Origin of the sequence: Methylobacillus draconifructus, assembly GCF_045984355.1 — a bacterium.
GTDB classification, from domain to species: Bacteria; Pseudomonadota; Gammaproteobacteria; order Burkholderiales; family Methylophilaceae; genus Methylobacillus; species Methylobacillus flagellatus_A.
This window is the reverse complement of the sequence record NZ_JBJQII010000002.1, coordinates 495002-514271: the sequence shown is the minus strand read 5'-3', so window position 1 is coordinate 514271 and position 19270 is coordinate 495002. Positions and strand designations below refer to the sequence as shown.

At 58.9% G+C, this 19270-nt stretch carries 19 protein-coding genes and 1 tRNA gene; 14 read left to right on the top strand and 6 right to left on the bottom strand.

The window, feature by feature from the left end; translation table 11 throughout:
* Positions 1–6 precede the first annotated feature (6 nt).
* Positions 7–414 (top strand): alternative ribosome rescue aminoacyl-tRNA hydrolase ArfB, encoded by a 408-nt coding sequence (gene arfB / locus ACJSDX_RS06275; RefSeq protein ID WP_407993961.1) that lies wholly within the window; start codon positions 7–9, stop codon positions 412–414.
* Positions 415–497: 83 nt separating this feature from the next.
* Here the strand turns inward: arfB and ACJSDX_RS06270 are convergent, their stop codons facing one another.
* From ACJSDX_RS06270 to ACJSDX_RS06245, 6 genes are all read right to left on the bottom strand, one after another.
* A complete protein-coding gene (locus ACJSDX_RS06270; protein WP_407993960.1) occupies positions 498–1538 on the bottom strand; it encodes a M48 family metalloprotease in 1041 nt (346 codons plus the stop codon).
* A gap of 112 nt (positions 1539–1650) precedes the next feature.
* Positions 1651–3342, bottom strand: a complete 1692-nt coding sequence (locus tag ACJSDX_RS06265; RefSeq protein ID WP_407994013.1) for a potassium channel family protein — start codon at positions 3340–3342, stop codon at positions 1651–1653.
* Positions 3343–3394: 52 nt separating this feature from the next.
* Positions 3395–3763: a DUF6394 family protein gene (locus tag ACJSDX_RS06260; protein ID WP_309566689.1), complete on the bottom strand. Its 369-nt coding sequence runs from the start codon at positions 3761–3763 to the stop codon at positions 3395–3397.
* Positions 3764–3833: 70 nt separating this feature from the next.
* Positions 3834–5318, bottom strand: a complete 1485-nt coding sequence (locus ACJSDX_RS06255; RefSeq protein WP_407993959.1) for a CYTH and CHAD domain-containing protein — start codon at positions 5316–5318, stop codon at positions 3834–3836.
* A gap of 15 nt (positions 5319–5333) precedes the next feature.
* Positions 5334–5966 carry a nucleotide-binding protein gene (locus tag ACJSDX_RS06250; RefSeq protein ID WP_407993958.1) on the bottom strand — a complete coding sequence of 211 codons (633 nt, stop codon included), beginning with the start codon at positions 5964–5966 and terminating at the stop codon, positions 5334–5336.
* Between the two features lie 43 nt (positions 5967–6009).
* Positions 6010–6462 carry a SixA phosphatase family protein gene (locus ACJSDX_RS06245; RefSeq protein WP_407993957.1) on the bottom strand — a complete coding sequence of 151 codons (453 nt, stop codon included), beginning with the start codon at positions 6460–6462 and terminating at the stop codon, positions 6010–6012.
* 73 nt (positions 6463–6535) lie between these two features.
* Here ACJSDX_RS06245 and ACJSDX_RS06240 point away from each other — a divergent pair, with 73 nt between their 5' ends.
* The 13 genes from ACJSDX_RS06240 to nuoH all read left to right on the top strand — a co-directional run bounded on the left by ACJSDX_RS06240 (position 6536) and on the right by nuoH (position 19251).
* Positions 6536–7480 (top strand): hypothetical protein, encoded by a 945-nt coding sequence (locus tag ACJSDX_RS06240; RefSeq protein ID WP_407993956.1) that lies wholly within the window; start codon positions 6536–6538, stop codon positions 7478–7480.
* Complete coding sequence (gene recJ, locus ACJSDX_RS06235; protein WP_407993955.1) at positions 7480–9174, top strand: single-stranded-DNA-specific exonuclease RecJ; 1695 nt, start codon at positions 7480–7482, stop codon at positions 9172–9174. Before ACJSDX_RS06240 ends, recJ begins: the two co-directional genes overlap by 1 nt.
* Positions 9175–9255: 81 nt before the next feature.
* Positions 9256–10008 carry a triose-phosphate isomerase gene (gene tpiA, locus ACJSDX_RS06230; protein ID WP_407993954.1) on the top strand — a complete coding sequence of 251 codons (753 nt, stop codon included), beginning with the start codon at positions 9256–9258 and terminating at the stop codon, positions 10006–10008.
* Positions 10009–10041: 33 nt separating this feature from the next.
* A complete protein-coding gene (secG, locus tag ACJSDX_RS06225) occupies positions 10042–10377 on the top strand; it encodes a preprotein translocase subunit SecG (protein ID WP_309566676.1) in 336 nt (111 codons plus the stop codon).
* Positions 10378–10404: 27 nt separating this feature from the next.
* Positions 10405–10489 (top strand) — tRNA-Leu (locus ACJSDX_RS06220).
* A gap of 699 nt (positions 10490–11188) precedes the next feature.
* Positions 11189–11545 carry an NADH-quinone oxidoreductase subunit A gene (locus ACJSDX_RS06215; RefSeq protein WP_230346657.1) on the top strand — a complete coding sequence of 119 codons (357 nt, stop codon included), beginning with the start codon at positions 11189–11191 and terminating at the stop codon, positions 11543–11545.
* A 13-nt stretch (positions 11546–11558) separates the two neighbouring features.
* Positions 11559–12035, top strand: a complete 477-nt coding sequence (locus tag ACJSDX_RS06210) for a NuoB/complex I 20 kDa subunit family protein (protein ID WP_011480281.1) — start codon at positions 11559–11561, stop codon at positions 12033–12035.
* An 11-nt stretch (positions 12036–12046) separates the two neighbouring features.
* Entirely contained in the window at positions 12047–12640 is a 594-nt protein-coding gene (locus ACJSDX_RS06205) for an NADH-quinone oxidoreductase subunit C (protein WP_407993953.1), read from the top strand.
* A 124-nt stretch (positions 12641–12764) separates the two neighbouring features.
* A complete protein-coding gene (locus ACJSDX_RS06200; protein WP_407993952.1) occupies positions 12765–14018 on the top strand; it encodes an NADH-quinone oxidoreductase subunit D in 1254 nt (417 codons plus the stop codon).
* Positions 14015–14494 carry an NADH-quinone oxidoreductase subunit NuoE gene (gene nuoE, locus ACJSDX_RS06195; RefSeq protein ID WP_407993951.1) on the top strand — a complete coding sequence of 160 codons (480 nt, stop codon included), beginning with the start codon at positions 14015–14017 and terminating at the stop codon, positions 14492–14494. The genes ACJSDX_RS06200 and nuoE overlap by 4 nt, the downstream gene beginning before the upstream one ends.
* Positions 14491–15816, top strand: a complete 1326-nt coding sequence (gene nuoF, locus ACJSDX_RS06190; RefSeq protein WP_407993950.1) for an NADH-quinone oxidoreductase subunit NuoF — start codon at positions 14491–14493, stop codon at positions 15814–15816. Before nuoE ends, nuoF begins: the two co-directional genes overlap by 4 nt.
* Entirely contained in the window at positions 15809–18235 is a 2427-nt protein-coding gene (gene nuoG, locus ACJSDX_RS06185) for an NADH-quinone oxidoreductase subunit NuoG (protein ID WP_407993949.1), read from the top strand. Before nuoF ends, nuoG begins: the two co-directional genes overlap by 8 nt.
* Positions 18232–19251, top strand: coding sequence for an NADH-quinone oxidoreductase subunit NuoH (nuoH, locus tag ACJSDX_RS06180; RefSeq protein ID WP_407993948.1), 1020 nt, complete (start codon positions 18232–18234; stop codon positions 19249–19251). The genes nuoG and nuoH overlap by 4 nt, the downstream gene beginning before the upstream one ends.
* Positions 19252–19270: the final 19 nt, after the last annotated feature.

The window sequence follows — 19270 nt, the reverse complement described above, 5'->3', positions numbered from 1 at the left end:
TTTGTTGTGGATTTGCCTGAACTGTACCTGGAGCCCGATGAAATCACGCTGACCGCCGTGCGGGCGCAAGGAGCGGGCGGCCAGAACGTAAACAAGGTGTCGAGCGCCATCCACCTGCGCTACGACGTCAAGGCCTCCTCTTTGCCAGACATGGTCAAGGCCAGGCTGTTGCGCTTGCGCGACCACAGGATCACCAAGGACGGTGTGATCATCATCAAGGCCCAGCTGCATCGCAGCCAGGAGTTGAATCGTGCCGATGCGCTCGCTAGGTTGCATGAGCTGGTCAATAGCGTAGCCAGGACGCCTGCGCCACGCATTGCCACCAAGCCGACCAAGGGCTCGAAACTGCGCCGGCTGGAAGGCAAGCGCCGCCATGCCGAGCGCAAGGCGTTGCGGCGCAATGTCATTCAATAAAAGGGCGGTAAACTTAACGCAGATATACTGGCTAGCCGCTGCGATGCAAGCAGGCAGCGCCAAGCATGTTTCATCCGCCTCGCTTACTTCAGGTTGGGTACCAGCGCTTGTCCCAATAGCTGTTTTTCATCGATTTCCTTGACCGCCTTGTCCAACGCCAGGTAACGGTTGGCGGTATTGGGATGCGACGCGCCATGCGAGATCGCCTTCGGGTGCTCGGCGCCCATGCGCCGCCAGAAGTTGGGCGCGCTCCTGATGTCGTAGCCCGCGCGCGCGGTGGCGTAGATGCCGACATAGTCGGCCTCCGCCTCGAAATCCTGGCTGAACGCCCCGGCGCCGAGGTTGCCTCCCAGGTTGGTGACATCGACGCCGGTCACGGCGGTCGCTACCGCGCCTAGAATGACGCCCAGCAACTGGTTGTTGGATTTTTTGCCCATGTGGTCCATCTGGTTGTGCGCGAACTCATGCCCGATCACGGTAGCCAGTTCATCGTCGTTTTCGGTAAAGCGCAGCATGCCGCTGGTGATGTAAATCCCCTTGCCGTCGGCATAAGCGTTGACATCATCCGCAGTGACCACCGTCACCGGATAGTTGCAGACGACGTCCATGGGGATCTGCAGGGTCCGGGCCTCGCCGGCACGCAGGATGTCGACGGCGATTTCCCTGCCTGGCGTATGAGGCGCCGCGATCAATGTCCTGATATCCGGCTGCTTGCTGCTGACGGCCTGGTTGTTGATGCGGACGATCACGTCGCCTTTTTGCAGCCCGGCGTTTTCGGCGGGGCTGCCGGCAAAGATTTCCACCACCTTGTAGTCGTCGGTCAAGTTCCAGTGCTTGACCGCAGCGCGCTGCACGTCGCCTTGAAACTGCGACTGGTAATATGCCAGAAAGCCGAGGTGGGGAGCGGTGTTGTTGCCGCAGTGCGGAGCGGAGGTGCGCAGTATCGGCAAGGCGACGCGCATGGCGCGCAGGTGCCGCTTCGCCTGGTTCTGGAAGGCCAGCTCGTGCTGGATGGCTTTTTCGGATTCGCTGACCTGCTGGTCGATAGCGGTTTGCTTGGTGATGGGAGTGGAGCAAGCGAGAAGTAGCGAGCTGATTGCCAAAGCGCTGATATTGCGGATCATACGTCCCCCTTGAAATCGTGCCGATGGTTCGCCGGATACCTATGCTGGTATCTCAGGGCCGGGACAACATATCCTATGAAGAGATGTTGAACAAGCTATCGCCAGCAGTGTATTACTGCTGTGCTTGTTTGCGCAACTTGCGCAAGCGGGTGAGCTTGCGCGTCACCCAGCGCCAGAGCCAGCCGTCGGCAATTTCGCGGCCATTGATGATCCACGTGAGGGTCTTGTGGTTGCTCAGGGTGATCGGCTGCACGCTCTTGGCCATGGCGCTGCCGCAGAATAGCAAGCGGTCGCCAACGTGCAACTGTTCGGTGACTTCCGGCAGCAGGGTGTATTGGCCGCTGCGTACCAGCATGAGAGGAACCAGGTCCAGCTTCTGCGTGCGGTTGCCGGGGTCGCGCGTCAATGCATCGAGCGTCACGGGCAGTCCCCAGGCAATCAGGTTGGCGACAGCGGGGCTGTGTTCCGCATCCACGGTCACGCCCCAGGCATCCGGTACGTTCTCGCCCACTACGCCCACCAGGCGGCTGATCAATTGGTTGGCCCAGCTGTTATCCTGCGTGCGCACCAGTTGCAGGAAATGCGTCATCATCGGGGTGATCATGCGGGCCAGGCATTCATGCGCAATGATGTCGCTGGGATCCATCGAGATATCGGCATTGAAGTGCTCGAACAGGGGCTCGTTGAAGCGGCGGTTCTTGCGCACGACGACGAACAGGTTGGGGTTCATCTTTTGCGCGGTCATCACGATCGACAGGTTGTTGATGTCATTGTTGGTGCCGGCGATGATGCCCACGGCATCTTCTATCCCTGCCGCTTTCAGCGTCGACGCTTCGGTGCCGCTGCCGACGATGCAGTTTTCGCAGTGCGTGAGCTCGGGGTCGGCCTCGATGACGACGGTCGTGATTTGCTCGCGCTCGAGGTTTTCCACCACCGCCTTGCCGAAACGCCCGTAGCCGCACACGATCCATTTGCCGATGGGGGGTACCTTGGGCAGGGTCAGGATATCGCCCGGCACGCCGGTCAGCCATTGGTGCAGCAGGTAAGTCCCGATCGCGTGTACCTCCATGCCGAGCTGGTCGCCAAACAAGGTGTAGGGGTTGAGGATATGGTCGGTGCCGAATGAGGCCATATTGGCGGCGACCTCGTCATCTTCCGCCCGGGCGAGCACCATGAGGTCGGGATTGAGCAGCTTGGCCGCCACCGCCACCGCAAGGTTGACATGGTCGTTGTCGGTGAGCGCGGCGATGCCCTTGCACATGGGATGGCGCACTCCTGCGCGCAGCAAGGTGTCAGGCATCTTGGCGTCGGCGCAGAGCACCGGGATGTCGAACTGGTAGTCTTCGAGTTCCAGGTCGTTGACGCGGTCCTGGTCCACTTCGGTGACCACGACGCGTATGCCTTTGTGGTCCAGCGCCTTCACCAGCAGGCTGCCGGTTTCACCGTAGCCCGAGACGATGAAGAACGGCTCGTGCAGGTGATCCACGGCCCGGGCGAAGCTGTTGGTGGTGAGCGCTTGCTTGAGTGCGGGGTCCTGGAACAGTGAAATGATCTTACCTATGGCGTAAAACCAGGGGATGACCGTGAAATAGATGGAGAAAGTCATCCATAGCCGCTGCGCATCGCTGTAAGGGAAAGGGACTTCGCCGAAGCCAATCGTGGTGGCGGTATAGCTGATGACATAAAAAGCCTCGAACAGGCTCATATGCCAAGGGTTGCCGTGATTATCGACGCCAGGCATCAATGTCAGCCCGACAATCGCGATAGTGTAACTAACAATCACGGTGATCAGCGGAGCGCGCATGCGCCGCAGGATCAGGAAGAAAATATTGTTCACAAGCGGTTCCGCACAGGATTTACCGGCGTAGCGTAATCGTTTCCGCAAGCAGCAGGATGACTGAGGTGATATTGGCGAGCAGGGCGCCGCCGCTGAGCGACACGACGCGCGCGGCCGTGCCGGACTCCTCGGCGCTGGCGACTACCCAGACGATGGCTGCTGCGATCAATTGCAGGTCCGCGACCAGGCTGGTGGACAGGTGGATAGCGCCGATCTGCGAGCGGTCGCCGAACTTGAGCACCGTGGCGATCAGGTTCACCACGATCGCGGTATACAGCTCATAGATATGGTGTTCGATGGGGTTACCGCTGCCCCCGACGAAGAAACCGAAGTTAAGGGTCATCGCCAGGACGATGAAGAAGCCGAAAATGACTTTTTCCAGATTCATTGTGATCCCTGTATGTGTGGAGTTGAGAGAATGGAGGCGAGTTTAGTGGATTTTGCCCGACATGGCACCTTTACCAGGCGGCAGGGGCTTGTTGAAACGCCTTCCATAGCGCAGGCAGGTCGGCAATATGGCGCTTTTCCCGTTTGCGCGCGGCCTGCTGCCAGGCGAGCCACGCGGGTTGCAGGCCGGGATTGCGCTTGCTCATGCGCTCCAGGGTCTGGCTGGTGACGGCAAGGTCGTTGAGCGCCCCGAGGCTGGCTTGAATTTCGCTTAGCGCATCCAACAGTTTTGCCGTCTGTTTTTCTGCTTTCTTGCTCGGATAAAGCGGGCTGAATAATTCGACCGCGTAACGCAGGCGGCGCGCCAGGATGCGCAGCTTGTGCCTTTTCTCCACAGAGAGTTTGTTGAGCCGCTTACCTTGCTTGAGCAGTTTTTTATGCGTGCGGCGCAAATGCACTGCGGCGGTCTTGGATACGGCGTGACGGCTTGCGGGCAATCCCATGGCAAACAGATGGCCCAGCGTGAGCAGCAGGCTTTGATAGCGTGATTGCCTGAGCCCGTTGCGCAACGCGCCGTATGCCCGACTTCTTGCGCGGGCAACGTGGGCTTGGGCCTGTTGCAGTTCATCTGAGGGCAGCTTCAGGCCCGGCAGGGTTTCATGCAGCAGCACATCGAGGTCGCGCGCCTTGGCGAGCAAATCATTGAGCCAGTCGATTTCATCGCCGAGCACATCGTCTTGGCTGCCAAAGACTTTCAATGCCACTTTCAGGCGGCGCAGCGCCACCCGCATCTGGTGTACGCCTTCTGGATCTTCGCCCTGTATTGCGATTGCCTGGTTGCTTTGCAGCTGGCGCAGGCATTCCCAGCCCGCCTTTTCGAAGGCTTCTCCAGGGCAGTCCTTGGGCGCCAGGCCTGCGGACTTGGCTTTGGAGGCCTGCTGCGGGAAATCACGGTAATAGGCATAGCCGCGCTGGGCCTTGCTGACGTTTTCTATGGTGAGCGGGATGTCGGATTGCAGCTCGAGCGCGAGCGCAAACAGGTGCTCGACCTTGCCGCCCTTTAGCTCCAGTTCGATCTCGATGAGTGGCTGACGTTGGTCCTTTGCGATCAAGAGGCCGTCATCCAGCGACAGCTCAATGTGGCTGCCTTGGTAATCCAGTTGCCATTCGGTACGGCGCATATCGGTGGTGAAGATGGGAAGCAACGCCTGCCGGAGCGCCGGATCGTCAAAAATAGGGGTAAGGCTGGGATCCGTGATCTTGGTGTAATCAGGCTCCCCCTTGGAGATGATGTCCTCCCACTCGAGGCGCTGGTGCAGCCCCGCGAGGGAATGGCCTGCCGCCTTGACCGCCTGGAACCAGCCGCCGGACATGCGCCGTACCCGCAGGCTCACGCGCTGGTCGAGCAGCTGCAAGTCGGGCGTGTCGTAGTAGGTGCTCACCAGGCGGCGCGTGACGGCTCTTTCTGCCAGATGCTTGCGGATGGCGGCATGCCGGCGCAGACGGGGAATATCCTCCTTGGCAATGCGCAGCTTGAGCTCGATCTCGTTGGGCATATTCCCTCCTGGTGGTTATTTTTGCTTGTTGGCGTTGACCAGCCAGTGCAGCAGCGGAGCCCATTGCTGCAAATCGCGGCTGACCTGGGATGGGCGGATGTCGAACAGGCTGGCGCCTTGCTCTGCTGCGAGGGCGTATACTTGGGCATTGCGCAGGTTGCCCACGGAGGGGAAGCCCGATTTTGCGAGGAAATCCTGCAAGGCCAATGCGGCGCGCGTGCGGTTGTCCACCCGCATGCCGACCATCGCGACGAAAGTGCGGCCTTTGCGCACGGATTTCTCTTCCTGCAGCACTTGCAGGAAATCCCGCGTCGCTCCCATGTCGAAAGCGGACGGCTGCATGGGGACGAGGATGAAATCGGCATCCTTGACGGCCTGGCTCAGTTTTTCGCCGCGCAAGCCGGCCGGGGAGTCGACAATGGTCCAGTCGGCGCTGAGGCTGTTGGTGTATTTGCCGCGGCCGTCCTGGCCATGGATCAATGGCAGCTTGTACGGCCTGCGCTCCAGCCATTGCAGTGCGGAGCGTTGCCTATCCATGTCTGAAAGCACCACATGCCTGCCCCTGCTGGCAAAATAGCCGGCCAGGTTGGTCGCAAGCGTAGTCTTGCCGCTTCCTCCCTTGGGGTTTGCAATCAGGACGGTGCTCACATGCTCTCCCGGGAGTGTTGGGTCGGGGTGGGGGGCATCTTCATCAAATCAGTTCTGGCGTCACCATGGCGCGCAGTATGGTTTGTTCTTCCTCGCCGCGGCGGCGGTTGGCGATCCACCAGACAGCCCCTTTCTTGATGCTCCAATACTGCATGCGGCGCGTCATGGCATAGGCCGCGGCCATGCCCAGCGTCGGCTGGTGGCCGATGATGAGCACGCTGTCTTTTCCCAGCGGCCAGCCTGCCGCATCGAGCAATACCTGGGGCGACGAACCCGGGGCAAGTTCGTCCAAAGTGGTAAAATCCAGCCCGAGGGCGCTGGCTGTCTGTTGCGTGCGTCTGGCGGGGCTCACAAGAATGCGGGTATCGGCTGGCATGTGCTGTTTCAGCCAAGCTGCCATTTTTGCAGCCTGTTGCTCCCCCTTCGGGGTAAGCTCGCGGGCAAGATCGGGAGAGCCTTCTTCGGCTTCAGCGTGACGCCATAAAATAATATCCATAAACCTTGTTGCTAAGCGGAGAATGTCCTTCTATCTTAGCGCTCAACCTGCTTCATGACAAAGTGACATCTGTGTGAAATTGCAAATCTTTCTTGCTGATACTGCCGAAAGCCGGGCTGCCATGGCGGCCGACGATGCCTTGCTGCGGCTGCTGGCGCGAGGCCGGGTGCAGTGGCTAGCGACAGTCTGGGAGGCCTATCTGTGCCAGCAGTTCGGGATTGCAAAACAGCAGGATTGGCCGCTCGCCGCATTGGCGCGCCTGGGTGAACGGTTGCCCGTAGAGGGGGCGTACTGGATGCTGGCAAGCCCGGTGCACCTCATGTTGCAGCGGGACTCTTTCTCGCTTGCTCAGCCGGCGCCGCTGGCCCTAGGCTTCGAGGAAAGCGAGGCATTGCGGACCAGTCTCAATCGGCATTTTGCCGGGGAGGGACTCGAGTTCCTGCCGGGAGCGCAAGGGCATTGGCACCTCAAGCTGCAATCGGCGCCGGCACTGTCGACCACCTCGATCAGCGTTGCCGCGGGGCGCGACATTACGCCCTGGCTGCCGCAAGGGGTTGAGGCGCAGCACTGGCGGCAATTGCTCAATGAAATGCAGATGCTGTTGTTCGGCCATGAGGTTAACCAGGCAAGGGAGGCGCGCGGCGAGCTTGCCGTCAACAGCGTCTGGCTGCATGGGGGCGGCGTGCTGCCAAGCCAGAGCAAGGCGGCTCCGTGCAAGGTTTATAGCGGCGATGCCAGCCTGGGAGGCATGGCGAAGCTCGCAGGCCTGCAGCATGCCGCCATTGCCGGTTTGCAGGCAGTGTTGCACGACTCGCATGCGCCTGCCGTCTTGCAGTCTTCGTATGATGAGCTAGGGGCAGGCTGGTGCGAACTGTTATGGCAGGCGTTGAAAGCCCGGCAGATACAGCAGTTGGACATATATTTCCCCTGGTCCGATCGCATGCTGCATTTGCGACTCAAGCCAATCGATGTGTATAAGTTCTGGCGCAAGCCTATAGCATTGGAAAAGTATTTTTGATGGTTCAGATCATACAAAGAAATATTGAACAGGATGCCTATGAGGCATTGGTCGAGGCCGGCGTACGCCCCACCATGGCTCGCTTGCTTGCCGCGCGTGGGGTGCGGGATATCGGACAGATGGAGGCAAGCCTGGCTCGCCTGATCCCGCCGGAAACGTTGACAGGCAACCCCGAAATGGCGGCCCTGCTGGCAGATGCCATTGCGGCAGGCAAGCGCATCATGGTGGTGGGCGACTACGACGCTGACGGCGCCACCGCCACGGCGGTGGCCGTCAAGGGCTTGCGCAGCATGGGCGCTGCCGTGGATTTTCTCGTGCCGAACCGCTTCGAGTACGGTTACGGCTTGACGCCGGAAATCGTGGCATTGGCCGCCGGCCATCAGCCTGACCTGATCCTGACTGTGGATAACGGCATCGCCAGTGTCGACGGAGTCGATGCGGCCCATGCGCTTGGTATTCCTGTGCTTGTGACGGACCACCATTTGCCCGGGGATGAGACGCCCCGGGCGGCGTGCATCGTCAACCCGAATCAACACGGATGCGATTTTCCCAGCAAGAGCCTGGCGGGTGTAGGCGTGATGTTTTACGTCCTGCTCGGCCTACGCGCAGAGTTGCGCCGACGTGGAATGTTCGATGCCGGCGCCGAGCCCAACCTGACCGAGCTGCTGGACCTGGTGGCGTTGGGCACCGTGGCCGACCTGGTGCGGCTGGACGACAACAACCGCATCCTGGTCGAGCAGGGCCTGCGCCGCATCCGCGCGGGCAAATGCAGCCCTGGCGTGCTGGCCTTGTTCGAGGTGGCGGGGCGTGACTATGCCAAGGCCAGTCCGCAGGACCTGGGCTTCAGTATCGGCCCGCGCCTGAACGCGGCGGGGCGTCTGGACGACATGACGCTGGGCATAGCCTGCCTGTTGGCGCCGGATATGGCATCTGCCCGGCAGATGGCGCAGCAACTGCATGAGCTGAACCAGGAGCGGCGCAATATCGAGGCCGATATGCAGGATGATGCCCTGGCGGTGCTGGACGAGATCGATGCTGCCGGGCGCTATAGCCTGAGCCTGTTCCGGGAAGGTTGGCACCAAGGCGTGATCGGCATCCTGGCCTCCCGTATCAAGGAGCGTTTTCATCGCCCCGTGATTGCATTCGCATCAGCAGGCGACGGCGTCATCAAGGGCTCGGGGCGCTCGATTGCGGGGCTGCACTTGCGTGATGCGCTGGACTTGCTTTCCAAGCGCGAGCCCGGCTTGCTGCTGAAGTTTGGCGGGCATGCCATGGCGGCAGGCTTGAGCATACGCGAGCAGGATTTCCCTCGGTTCAATGCGGCGTTTGAGCAAGTGGTCGCTGGCCTGTTGACCCAGCAGCAGCTCGAGGCCGTGATCGAGGTCGACGGCTCATTGTCCGTAGAGGACGCCGGGCTGGACATGGCGTATGCGTTGGAGCGCCAGGTATGGGGGCAGGGATTCCCGCCGCCGTTATTCCTGGACGAGTTCCGCGTCGTCAACCAGCGCATTGTCGGGGAACGGCATCTCAAGCTAAGCCTGGAAAAATCCGGCCAGGTGTTTGACGCCATTTTCTTCAGGCAGGAGCAATTCCTGCCTGAACGGGTGCATGCTGTGTACCAAATGCAAGTGAACGAGTTTCGCGGCGCGCAGTCCGTACAGCTATGCCTGCAGCATTGGCAGGATCCAGCCTAGCCGGGGCCTCGTACGTTGACCCGCCCAACGGCTGCACTGTAATATCGATCAACAATATCAAGTAAACTTTTCGGGTTTTTTATGCGTCGCAAGCTGGTTGTCGGCAACTGGAAAATGAATGGCAACCTTGCTCAGAACAAAAGGTTGCTGGAAGCGCTCGTACGTGGCTTGCAGGATGTCGGCCACGCGGATATCGCTGTCTGCGTTCCTTATCCTTACCTGTTCCAGGCTCAGGAAATGCTCAGCAACACCAATATCGCCTGGGGCGCGCAGAATGTGGCCAAGCACGAGAATGGCGCCTATACCGGCGAAGTCAGCGCCGCCATGCTCAAGGAGTTTGGCGCCAGCTACGTCATCGTCGGCCACTCGGAGCGCAGCGACGCCTACTGCGAAAGCGATGCCAACATTGCCGACAAGTTCGCCATCGCCAAGCATTACGGCATCACTCCCATCTTTTGCGTCGGCGAAACCCTGCAGGAGCGCGAGTCGGGAGTCATGGAATATGCGATCGCCAACCAGCTGGACGCCATTCTCTCCGTCTCGGGCGGCGCCTTGCTCGACCAGGCCGTGATTGCCTACGAGCCGGTCTGGGCGATCGGCACCAACAAGACGGCCACGCCGGAACAGGCGCGCGCTGCGCATTCCTTCATTCGCGAGCGTGTTGCCGCCATGCATCCCGGGGCGGCAGAAAGCGTAAGAATCATCTATGGGGGTAGCGTAAATCCGAGAAATGCGGCACAATTACTGTCTATGCCGGATATAGACGGCGGATTGATCGGCAGGTGTTCTTTGGATGCCGATGATTTTGAAAGAATTTGTCGCGCTGCTTGCTGATTTTACAGTCAGGCAGGGGATTTAAAAGAGAAAATGGAAACAATCGTAACCGTCATTCATGTGATCGCAGCGCTGGGCGTAGTCGGCTTGGTATTGTTGCAGCATGGCAAGGGTGCCGACATGGGCGCTGCGTTTGGTAGCGGCGCTTCGGGCAGCCTGTTTGGTGTCAGCGGCTCATCCAACTTCATGAGCCGTGCAACCGCCATCTGCGTCGCGATCTTTTTCGTGACCAGCATGAGCCTTGCATACTTGGCCAGCCACCGTTCTGAACAAGGCAGCGTGGTACAGAAGTCCGTGGTAAAATCCGCTCCTGTTTCTGATGTGCCTAAGCCTGCTGAACCTACATCGGCAAAGGACGTACCTCAGTAATTAAAAGTTTTCGGGCGTGAGCCCATTGCCGTCGTGGTGGAATTGGTAGACACGCTATCTTGAGGGGGTAGTGGCGAAAGCCGTGTGAGTTCGAGTCTCACCGTCGGCACCAAATAAATCGAGAAGTCGATCGTAAAACCCGCATTAACCTAGTGTTGTGCGGGTTTTTTATTGGCTTTAATTGCTGTTAAGAAGGCCGTGCGAGGCGGCAGTTGTTTGCTTGATGAAATGGACTAGTCCTTGTTTCATTCAAGTGAAATATGGCGGCAATACCATGTTCATCAATGCGATTGCACGCATTGAATCTTCCAAACTCATACAGGCCCATCCGGGCCTGTTTTTTCTTGATGTTTCCGGTCTGTCCTTCGTCCCGCCTTCCCTCTTTAGGCGGTGTTGCAACAGGAAGTATTGTTGCCGCTGAATCACCTTTTCTTGATGCTTGATGATCTTTTGAAGTGTTCGATGCTTTGCGGAAATCCTGTCGTCTTTCGTCTTGTATGAATAAATTGAAATCCCTGTGAACTATTGAGGTTTTTGCGGGTATAACCTGTATCTTGTGGGGTTATTTTTGTAACAAAAAGTTAATTTGATTGCATTTTAACCCTGGTTTTGTAAGGTTATTTTCAGCTAAATATCATATGAAACAATTGCTAATGGTAAAATCAGCCCCTGTGGCGGCATTCCGGGCTGTTTAGTTGTAATTTTCATGTTACAATTCATTAACAAATGCGGGGTATGATGAATGCATCGTTACCGCTGTCAAGTTGAATGAACTTGATTTCCTCAAGGCTGATTTGTATAGGGTTAGAACGTGCTGGAGAACTACTTCCCGATATTGCTGTTCATCATTGTGGGTCTTGGTGTCGGTGTCGCTCCTATTGTGCTTGGCAAGTTGGTTTCTCCCAACCGTCCTGATGCTGAAAAGAATTCTCCCTACGAATGCGGTTTTGAAGCGTTCGAAGATGCGCGTATGAAATTCGACGTGCGCTACTACTTGGTTGCCATCCTGTTCATCCTGTTCGACCTTGAAATCGCCTTTCTTTTCCCTTGGGCCGTCGTCTTGCAGGAGATCGGCCTGTTCGGCTTTCTGGCGATGATGGTCTTCCTTGGGATACTGGTCGTGGGTTTCGTCTATGAATGGATGAAGGGGGCGCTGGAATGGGAGTAAGAGGTAATCTGGCATGAGCATTGAAGGCGTACTCGAAAAAGGCTTTGTGACCACCACGCTGGATACGGTGATCAACTATACCCGCACCGGCTCCCTGTGGCCGATGACGTTCGGGCTGGCTTGTTGCGCGGTGGAAATGATGCATGCCGGCGCGGCGCGCTACGACCTGGACCGTTTCGGCATCGTGTTCCGTCCCAGTCCCCGCCAGTCGGATGTTATGATCGTGGCAGGTACGCTGGTCAACAAGATGGCGCCGGCATTGCGCAAGGTCTATGACCAGATGGCCGAGCCGCGCTGGGTGATCTCGATGGGCTCCTGCGCCAATGGCGGCGGTTATTATCACTATTCCTATGCCGTCGTGCGCGGGTGCGACCGTATCGTGCCCGTAGACGTCTATGTCCCAGGCTGCCCGCCGACTGCCGAGGCCTTGCTCTACGGCATCATCCAATTGCAGAACAAGATTAAGCGTACCAATACGATAGCCCGCTGAGAGCCGACACAATGACGCGCCTGGAACAATTAAAGCAGAACTTGCAGCAAGTGCTCGGGGAAAGCATGACCCGCCTCAAGGACGATGGAGGCGAAATCACGATCGAGTGCAAAGCGCCATGTTTGCTGGAGGTGGCCAACTTGCTGCGTGATCACAAGCTGTTGAAGTTCGAGCAGCTGATAGATCTGTGCGGCGTCGATTATGCAGATTACGGCGAAGGTTCCTGGTCTGGCCTGCGCTATGCCACGGTCTACCATTTTCTTTCCGTTAGCTTGAACCAGCGGCTGCGGTTGCGCGTATTTGCCCAGGATGATGATTTTCCGGTATTGCCCACTGTGGTGGATATCTGGCCGGTGGCCAACTGGTTCGAGCGTGAGGCATTCGATCTGTACGGCATCATGTATGAGGGGCACCCCGACCTGCGCCGGCTGTTGACGGATTACGGCTTTGTCGGCCATCCGTTCCGCAAGGATTTTCCGATGATAGGCAATGTGGAAATGCGCTACGACCCCGAGCAACAGCGTGTGGTCTACCAGCCGGTAACGATAGACCCGCGCAACAATGTGCCTCGGGTGATACGCGAGGAAGGCTTTCATCATGGCTGAATTCCGTGACTACACCATGCACTTTGGCTCCGGTCGTACTTCGTGCCTGACTCGCATGGGCAAGCCCGCTGACACTGAAATGGCGGTGGACATAGCGGCAATGGTTGGGCTAAGGGGCTGAGTCATGGCGGAGATCAGAAATTACACCATGAATTTTGGCCCGCAGCATCCCGCCGCGCACGGCGTGCTGCGGCTGGTGCTGGAGCTGGATGGCGAGGTGATCCAGCGCGCCGACCCGCATATCGGCCTGCTGCACCGTGGGACGGAAAAGCTCGCCGAGAACCGTACCTACCTGCAGTCGGTGCCTTACATGGACCGTCTTGATTATGTGTCCATGATGGCGAACGAGCATGCCTACGTCATGGCGATCGAGAAACTGCTCGGGCTGGAAGTGCCTTTGCGCGCGCAGTACATCCGCGTGATGTTCGACGAGATTACCCGCATTCTCAATCACCTGCTGTGGCTGGGCGCGCATGCGTTGGACGTGGGGGCGATGACAGTGTTCCTCTATGCGTTCCGCGAGCGTGAGGACCTGTTCGACTGCTATGAGGCGGTATCCGGCGCGCGCATGCATGCGGCCTATTATCGCCCGGGCGGTGTCTACCGCGACCTGCCGGACCGCATGCCGCAGTATGAGGCATCGGCGGTGCGCAGCAAGGAAGACGTCAAGCAGCTCAACGAGAACCGCCAGGGTTCGCTGCTGGATTTCATCGAGGATTTCACCGACCGCTTTCCGGCCTATGTCGATGAATATGAAACATTGCTGACGGACAACCGCATCTGGAAACAGCGTACCGTGGGCATAGGTGTGGTGTCGCCCGAGCGCGCCTTGGCGCTGGGATTGACCGGGCCGATGCTGCGCGGCAGCGGTTTTGCCTGGGATTTGCGCAAGAAGCAGCCTTACGAGGTGTACGACCGGCTCGATTTCGATATTCCGGTAGGCGTGAACGGCGACTGCTACGATCGCTACCTAGTGCGCATCGAGGAGTTCCGCCAATCCAACCGCATCGTCAAGCAGTGCATAGACTGGCTACGCAAGAACCCGGGACCGGTCATCAGCGACAATACCAAGGTCGCGCCCCCGCCACGTGAAGAGATGAAGCACGACATGGAGGCGCTGATCCATCACTTCAAGTTGTTTACCGAGGGTTTCCACGTCCCTGCGGGCGAAGCCTATGCCGCCGTCGAGCATCCCAAGGGCGAATTTGGCATCTATTTGATTTCCGATGGTGCGAACAAGCCATACCGTGTGAAAATCCGTGCACCGGGCTTTGCCCATTTGGCGGCGCTGGACGAAATGACGCGCGGCCACATGATCGCCGACCTGGTGGCGATTATCGGTACGCAGGATATTGTATTCGGAGAAATTGACCGATGAGTTTGTCTGCTGAATCCTTAGCCAAGATCGACCGCGAGTTGACCAAATACCCGCCCGAGCACCGCCAGGCGGCGGTGATGTCCGCATTGCGGATCGCACAGACCGAGAAGGGCTGGCTCTCCAAGGAAACCATCAGTGAAGTAGCCGACTACCTTGGCATTCCCGCCATTGCCGCACTGGAGGTGGCGACCTTCTACAACATGTACGAGCTGGAGCCGGTCGGCAAGTACAAGATCACGGTGTGCACCAATATTTCCTGCATGCTGCGCGATTCCGCCGAAATCGTGGAGCATTTACAGAAGCGCCTGGGCATCGGCTTCAACGAAACCACGGCAGATGCGCGTTTTACCCTCAAGGAAGGCGAGTGCATGGGATGCTGCGGCGGGGCGCCGTTGTTCCATATCAACAATACCGAAATGCATGAGTTCCTGACGCCGGAGAAGGTGGACCAGATATTGGAGGGCCTCGAGAAATGAGCGCGACACAAACCCTGGTTTGCTTACGTACCGTCGGGCAAGAGAATCCTGCGTCGCTGGATACCTATCTCAAGCTTGGCGGCTATGCCCAGCTGAAGCGGCTGGTGACCGAGAAGGTCAAGGCCACCGAGATCATCAGCCAGGTCAAGCTCTCCGGCTTGCGCGGGCGCGGCGGGGCTGGTTTCCCAACTGGCCTCAAGTGGAGCTTCATGCCGCGCTATTTCGACGGCACCAAGTACTTGGTATGCAATACCGATGAGGGCGAGCCTGGCACCTTCAAGGACCGGGACATCATCCGCTACAACCCGCACCAGCTCATTGAGGGTATGGCGATCGCAGCCTATACCCTGGGCGCGCGGGTGGGTTACAACTATATTCACGGTGAAATCTGGCAGGATTACGAGATATTCGAAGCTGCGCTCGACGAGGCGCGTGCAGCGGGTTATCTCGGCGAACGACTGTTCGGCACCGATTTCAGTTTCGATCTATATGCAGTCCACGGCTACGGCGCTTATATCTGTGGCGAGGAGACTGCATTGATCGAGTCGATAGAGGGCAAGAAGGGGCAACCGAGGTTCAAGCCGCCTTTTCCTGCCAGCTACGGCGTGTTTGGCAAGCCGACCAATGTGAACAATACGGAGTCATACACGTCGATACCATGGATCATGGAGCACGGCGGCCAAGCTTTTCAGGAACTTGGTGTCGCCAATTCAGGGGGAACCAAAATCTTCTCGATCTCGGGCCACGTAGACAAGCCCGGGAATTACGAGGTGAACATGGGCATTCCTTTTGCTGAATTGCTGGCACTGGCTGGAGGTGTATGGAAGGGGCGTCAGTTGAAAGCCGTCATCCCCGGAGGGCCGTCAACTGCCGTTTTACCAGCTTTAGCCATCATGGGAGCGACCATGGATTACGATGGTCTTTCCAAGGCGGGTTCGAGCTTGGGCGCCGGCTCCATGATTGTCATGGACGAAACCACCTGCATGGTGAAAACCCTCAAGCGCTTGTCCTATTTCTTCTTCGAGGAATCTTGCGGGCAATGCACGCCGTGCCGAGAAGGCACGGGTTGGCTATACCGGGTCATCAAGCGCATTGTCGACGGGCAAGGCCGGCTGGAAGACCTGGACTTGCTGACCGACGTCAGCAGCAATATCTCCGGCCGTACCATTTGCGCGCTGGGCGATGCGGCCGCGACGCCGGTACTGAGCTTCATCAAGCATTTCCGCCCCGAATTCGAATACTACATCCGCCATGGCCGCAGCATGGTGGAGGATGGCTTGGCAGGGCAAGGCCAGGCGCAGCAAGAGGTAGCCTATGCTTAATGTCGAGATAGATGGCAAGCAGGTCGAGGTAGAGCACGGCTCCACCATCATCGATGCAGCCGACCAGTTGGGCATTGCCATTCCGCGCTTCTGCTATCACAAGAAGCTTTCCGTCGCGGCCAATTGCCGCATGTGTCTGGTGCAGGTGGAGAAATTCAACAAGCCGCTGCCCGCCTGCGCCACGCCCGTGGCCGACGGCATGAAAATATTCACGCGCTCCAAGGCTGCGGTGGAAGCCCAGCAGAGCGTGATGGAGTTCCTGCTGATCAACCACCCGCTGGATTGCCCAATCTGCGACCAGGGCGGCGAGTGCGACCTGCAGGATATCGCGGTGGCCTATGGCGCGCCCGCATCGCGCTACACCGAGGAAAAGCGCGTCGTCATCAACAAGAACATCGGTCCCCTGGTATCCACCGACATGACGCGCTGCATCCAGTGCACTCGCTGCGTGCGCTTCCTCAAGGAAGTCGGCGGCATGATGGAGCTAGGGTTGATCAACCGCGGCGAACATGCCGAGATCACGGCCTATGTCGACAAGAGCGTCGATTCGGAGCTTTCCGGCAACATCATCGACCTTTGCCCGGTGGGCGCCCTGACCAGCAAGCCGTTCCGCTACACCGCGCGCAGCTGGGAGCTGATCCGCCGCCCCTCCATTGCGCCGCATGACGGCTTGGGCTCGCATATCGAAGTGCATATCAAGGATGGCAAGGTGCTGCGCGTGCTGCCGCGCGAAAAGGAAACCATCAATGAATGCTGGCTGTCCGACCGCGACCGTTTTTCCTACGAAGGATTGAACAGCCCCGACCGGCTCAAGGTACCCATGGTCAAGCACAATGGCGCCTGGCATGAAACCGACTGGAAAACCGCGCTCGAGCTGGCTGCGGGACAGATCAAGGATATCGTGAACAGCGAGGGCGGGGACGCGTTGGGCGTGCTGGTCTCGCCCAACAGCACCATGGAGGAGGCTTACCTCGCCACCAAGTTCGCCCATGGCCTGGGTTCGGACAATGTCGACTACCGCCTGCGCCACACCGACTTCCGTCATGACGGCAAGCGTCTTGGCGTGATCTGGATGGGTTGCAACATCCCCGATGTGCAGGAAATGGACCGTATTCTGGTGATCGGCGGCAACCTCCGCAACGAACATCCCTTGCTGGCCCAGCGCATCCGCCGTGCGGTTGCCAACGGGGCGGAGCTTTCCGTGGTGAATCCGCTGGATGACGACCCTTTGATCCCGATCAAGCACAAGGCCATCTGCTCGCCGAACGACATGGTTAACGTGCTGTCGCAGATACTCAAGGCCGTTTCGGGCATGGAAAGGCTTTCCCTGTGCCTGCCCAAATCCTTGAGCGAATTGCTGGAAGGCGTCAGGGTCTGGGACAACAGCAAAGCCATCGCCCTCAGCCTGACAGGCCATGGCGAAACCATGGACTTGATCAGCCCGCGTTCCGCCGTATTCCTGGGCAATATTTCCCAGCATCATCCGCGCTACACCGAAATATTCAGTCTGGCCGAAGCGATCGCCTCCTTGTGCGGCGCGACTTTCGGCGTGTTGAGTGCTGGCGCAAACAGCGTTGGCGCCAACCTGGTCGGCGCGATGCCCAAGGCGGGCGGCCTGAACGCCCGCACCATGCTCGAGTCGCCGCGCAAGGCCTATATGCTGGTCAATGTGGAGCCTGAGCTGGATTGCCATAACCCCAGCCTGGCGAGAAATGCCTTGCAGCAGGCGGAGTGCGTGGTGGCATTGACCGCGTACAAGTCGGAAGCGCTGGAGCGGGATGCCGATATCCTCTTGCCCATCGCGCCGTTTACCGAAACCTCCGGCACTTTCATGAGCATGGAGGGCAGGGTGCAGAGCTTTACCGCCGTGACCAAGGCATTGGCCGAGGCTCGGCCTGGCTGGAAGGTGCTGCGTGTATTGGGCAATCTTGCCGGCGTGGGTCATTTCGATTTTGACAGCACCGAGCAGATCAAGGACGAGATCTTCGGCGGCGAGAAGCCTTCGGCGGTTGTCTGGCGCACCTTGAACAACAACCTGCGCGAGCTGATCGATGTCGAGATCAAGGTCAAGCTGGATAGCGATTTGCAGCGCGTGGGCGAGATTCCGCAATTCCAGTCCGACGGCATTGTCCGTCGTTCGCCGCCTTTGCAGAAGACGCGCCAGGTAGCGAAGGCGGTGCTGGCTGCGCTGCATCCTGAGCAGATGCAGAAACTGGGCATCAAGGAAGGCGAGCGCATCCTGGTCAGGCAAGGCGAAGGCAGCGCCGTGCTGGAAGCGCATGCGGATATCCGTGTGCCGCATGGCTGCGTGCGGATTCCCGGCGCCTTGCCTCAAACGGCGGGTTTGGGCGATTTGCTCGGTGAGATCACGGTAGAGCGGATTCCCGTCGAGCAACCGGCTGATGAGGTGGCCGCATGATCGCGGAAGTGCAAACTCTGCTGGGGCCGCTTTGGCCCGTGGTCTGGAACCTGCTCAAGATCATTGCCATCGTCCTGCCGCTCATGGGCGCCGTGGCCTACCTGACCTTGGCCGAACGCAAGGTGATCGGCTTCATGCAGGTGCGTCTTGGGCCGAACCGTGTCGGTTATCGCGGCCTGCTTCAGCCATTGGCGGACGGCATCAAGCTGCTGATGAAGGAAATCATCATCCCGAGCGCGGCGAACCGGACCTTGTTCCTGCTCGGCCCGGTGCTGGCGATCGCGCCTGCATTGGCAGCCTGGGCAGTGGTGCCGTTCGACTTCACCTTGGTGCTCGCGGACATCGACGCAGGCCTGCTCTATATCCTGGCGATGACCTCTGTCGGCGTGTACGGCGTGATCATTGCGGGTTGGGCTTCCAACTCCAAGTACGCCTTCCTCGGGTCGCTGCGCTCCGCTGCACAGATCGTCTCCTATGAAATCGCGATGGGGTTTGCGCTGGTCGGGGTATTGATGTCTGCCAACAGCCTCAACCTGGGCAAGATCGTCCTCGCCCAGTCCGGCGGTTTCTGGGAATGGTATTGGCTGCCGCTGTTCCCCTTGTTCGTCGTCTATTTCATCAGTGCGGTGGCGGAGACCAACCGGGCGCCGTTCGACGTGGCGGAAGGCGAGTCGGAGATCGTGGCGGGCTTCCATGTGGAGTATTCCGGCATGGCGTTCGCGGTGTTCTTCCTGGCGGAATACGCCAATATGATCCTCGTGGCCATGCTCGCGGCGCTGATGTTCCTCGGCGGCTGGCTGTCGCCTGTGCCGTTCCTGCCCGACAGCATCTTGTGGCTGTTGTTCAAGGTCGCGGCCTTGCTGTTCTTCTTCCTCTGGTTCCGTGCCACCTTCCCGCGCTATCGCTATGACCAGATCATGCGTCTGGGCTGGAAGGTGTTCATCCCCGTGACCTTGGTCTGGATATTGTTCGTGGGCGCGATGATGCAGACGCGCTGGGCTTATTTGTTTCATTGAGCGATTGGCTTACTTGAGA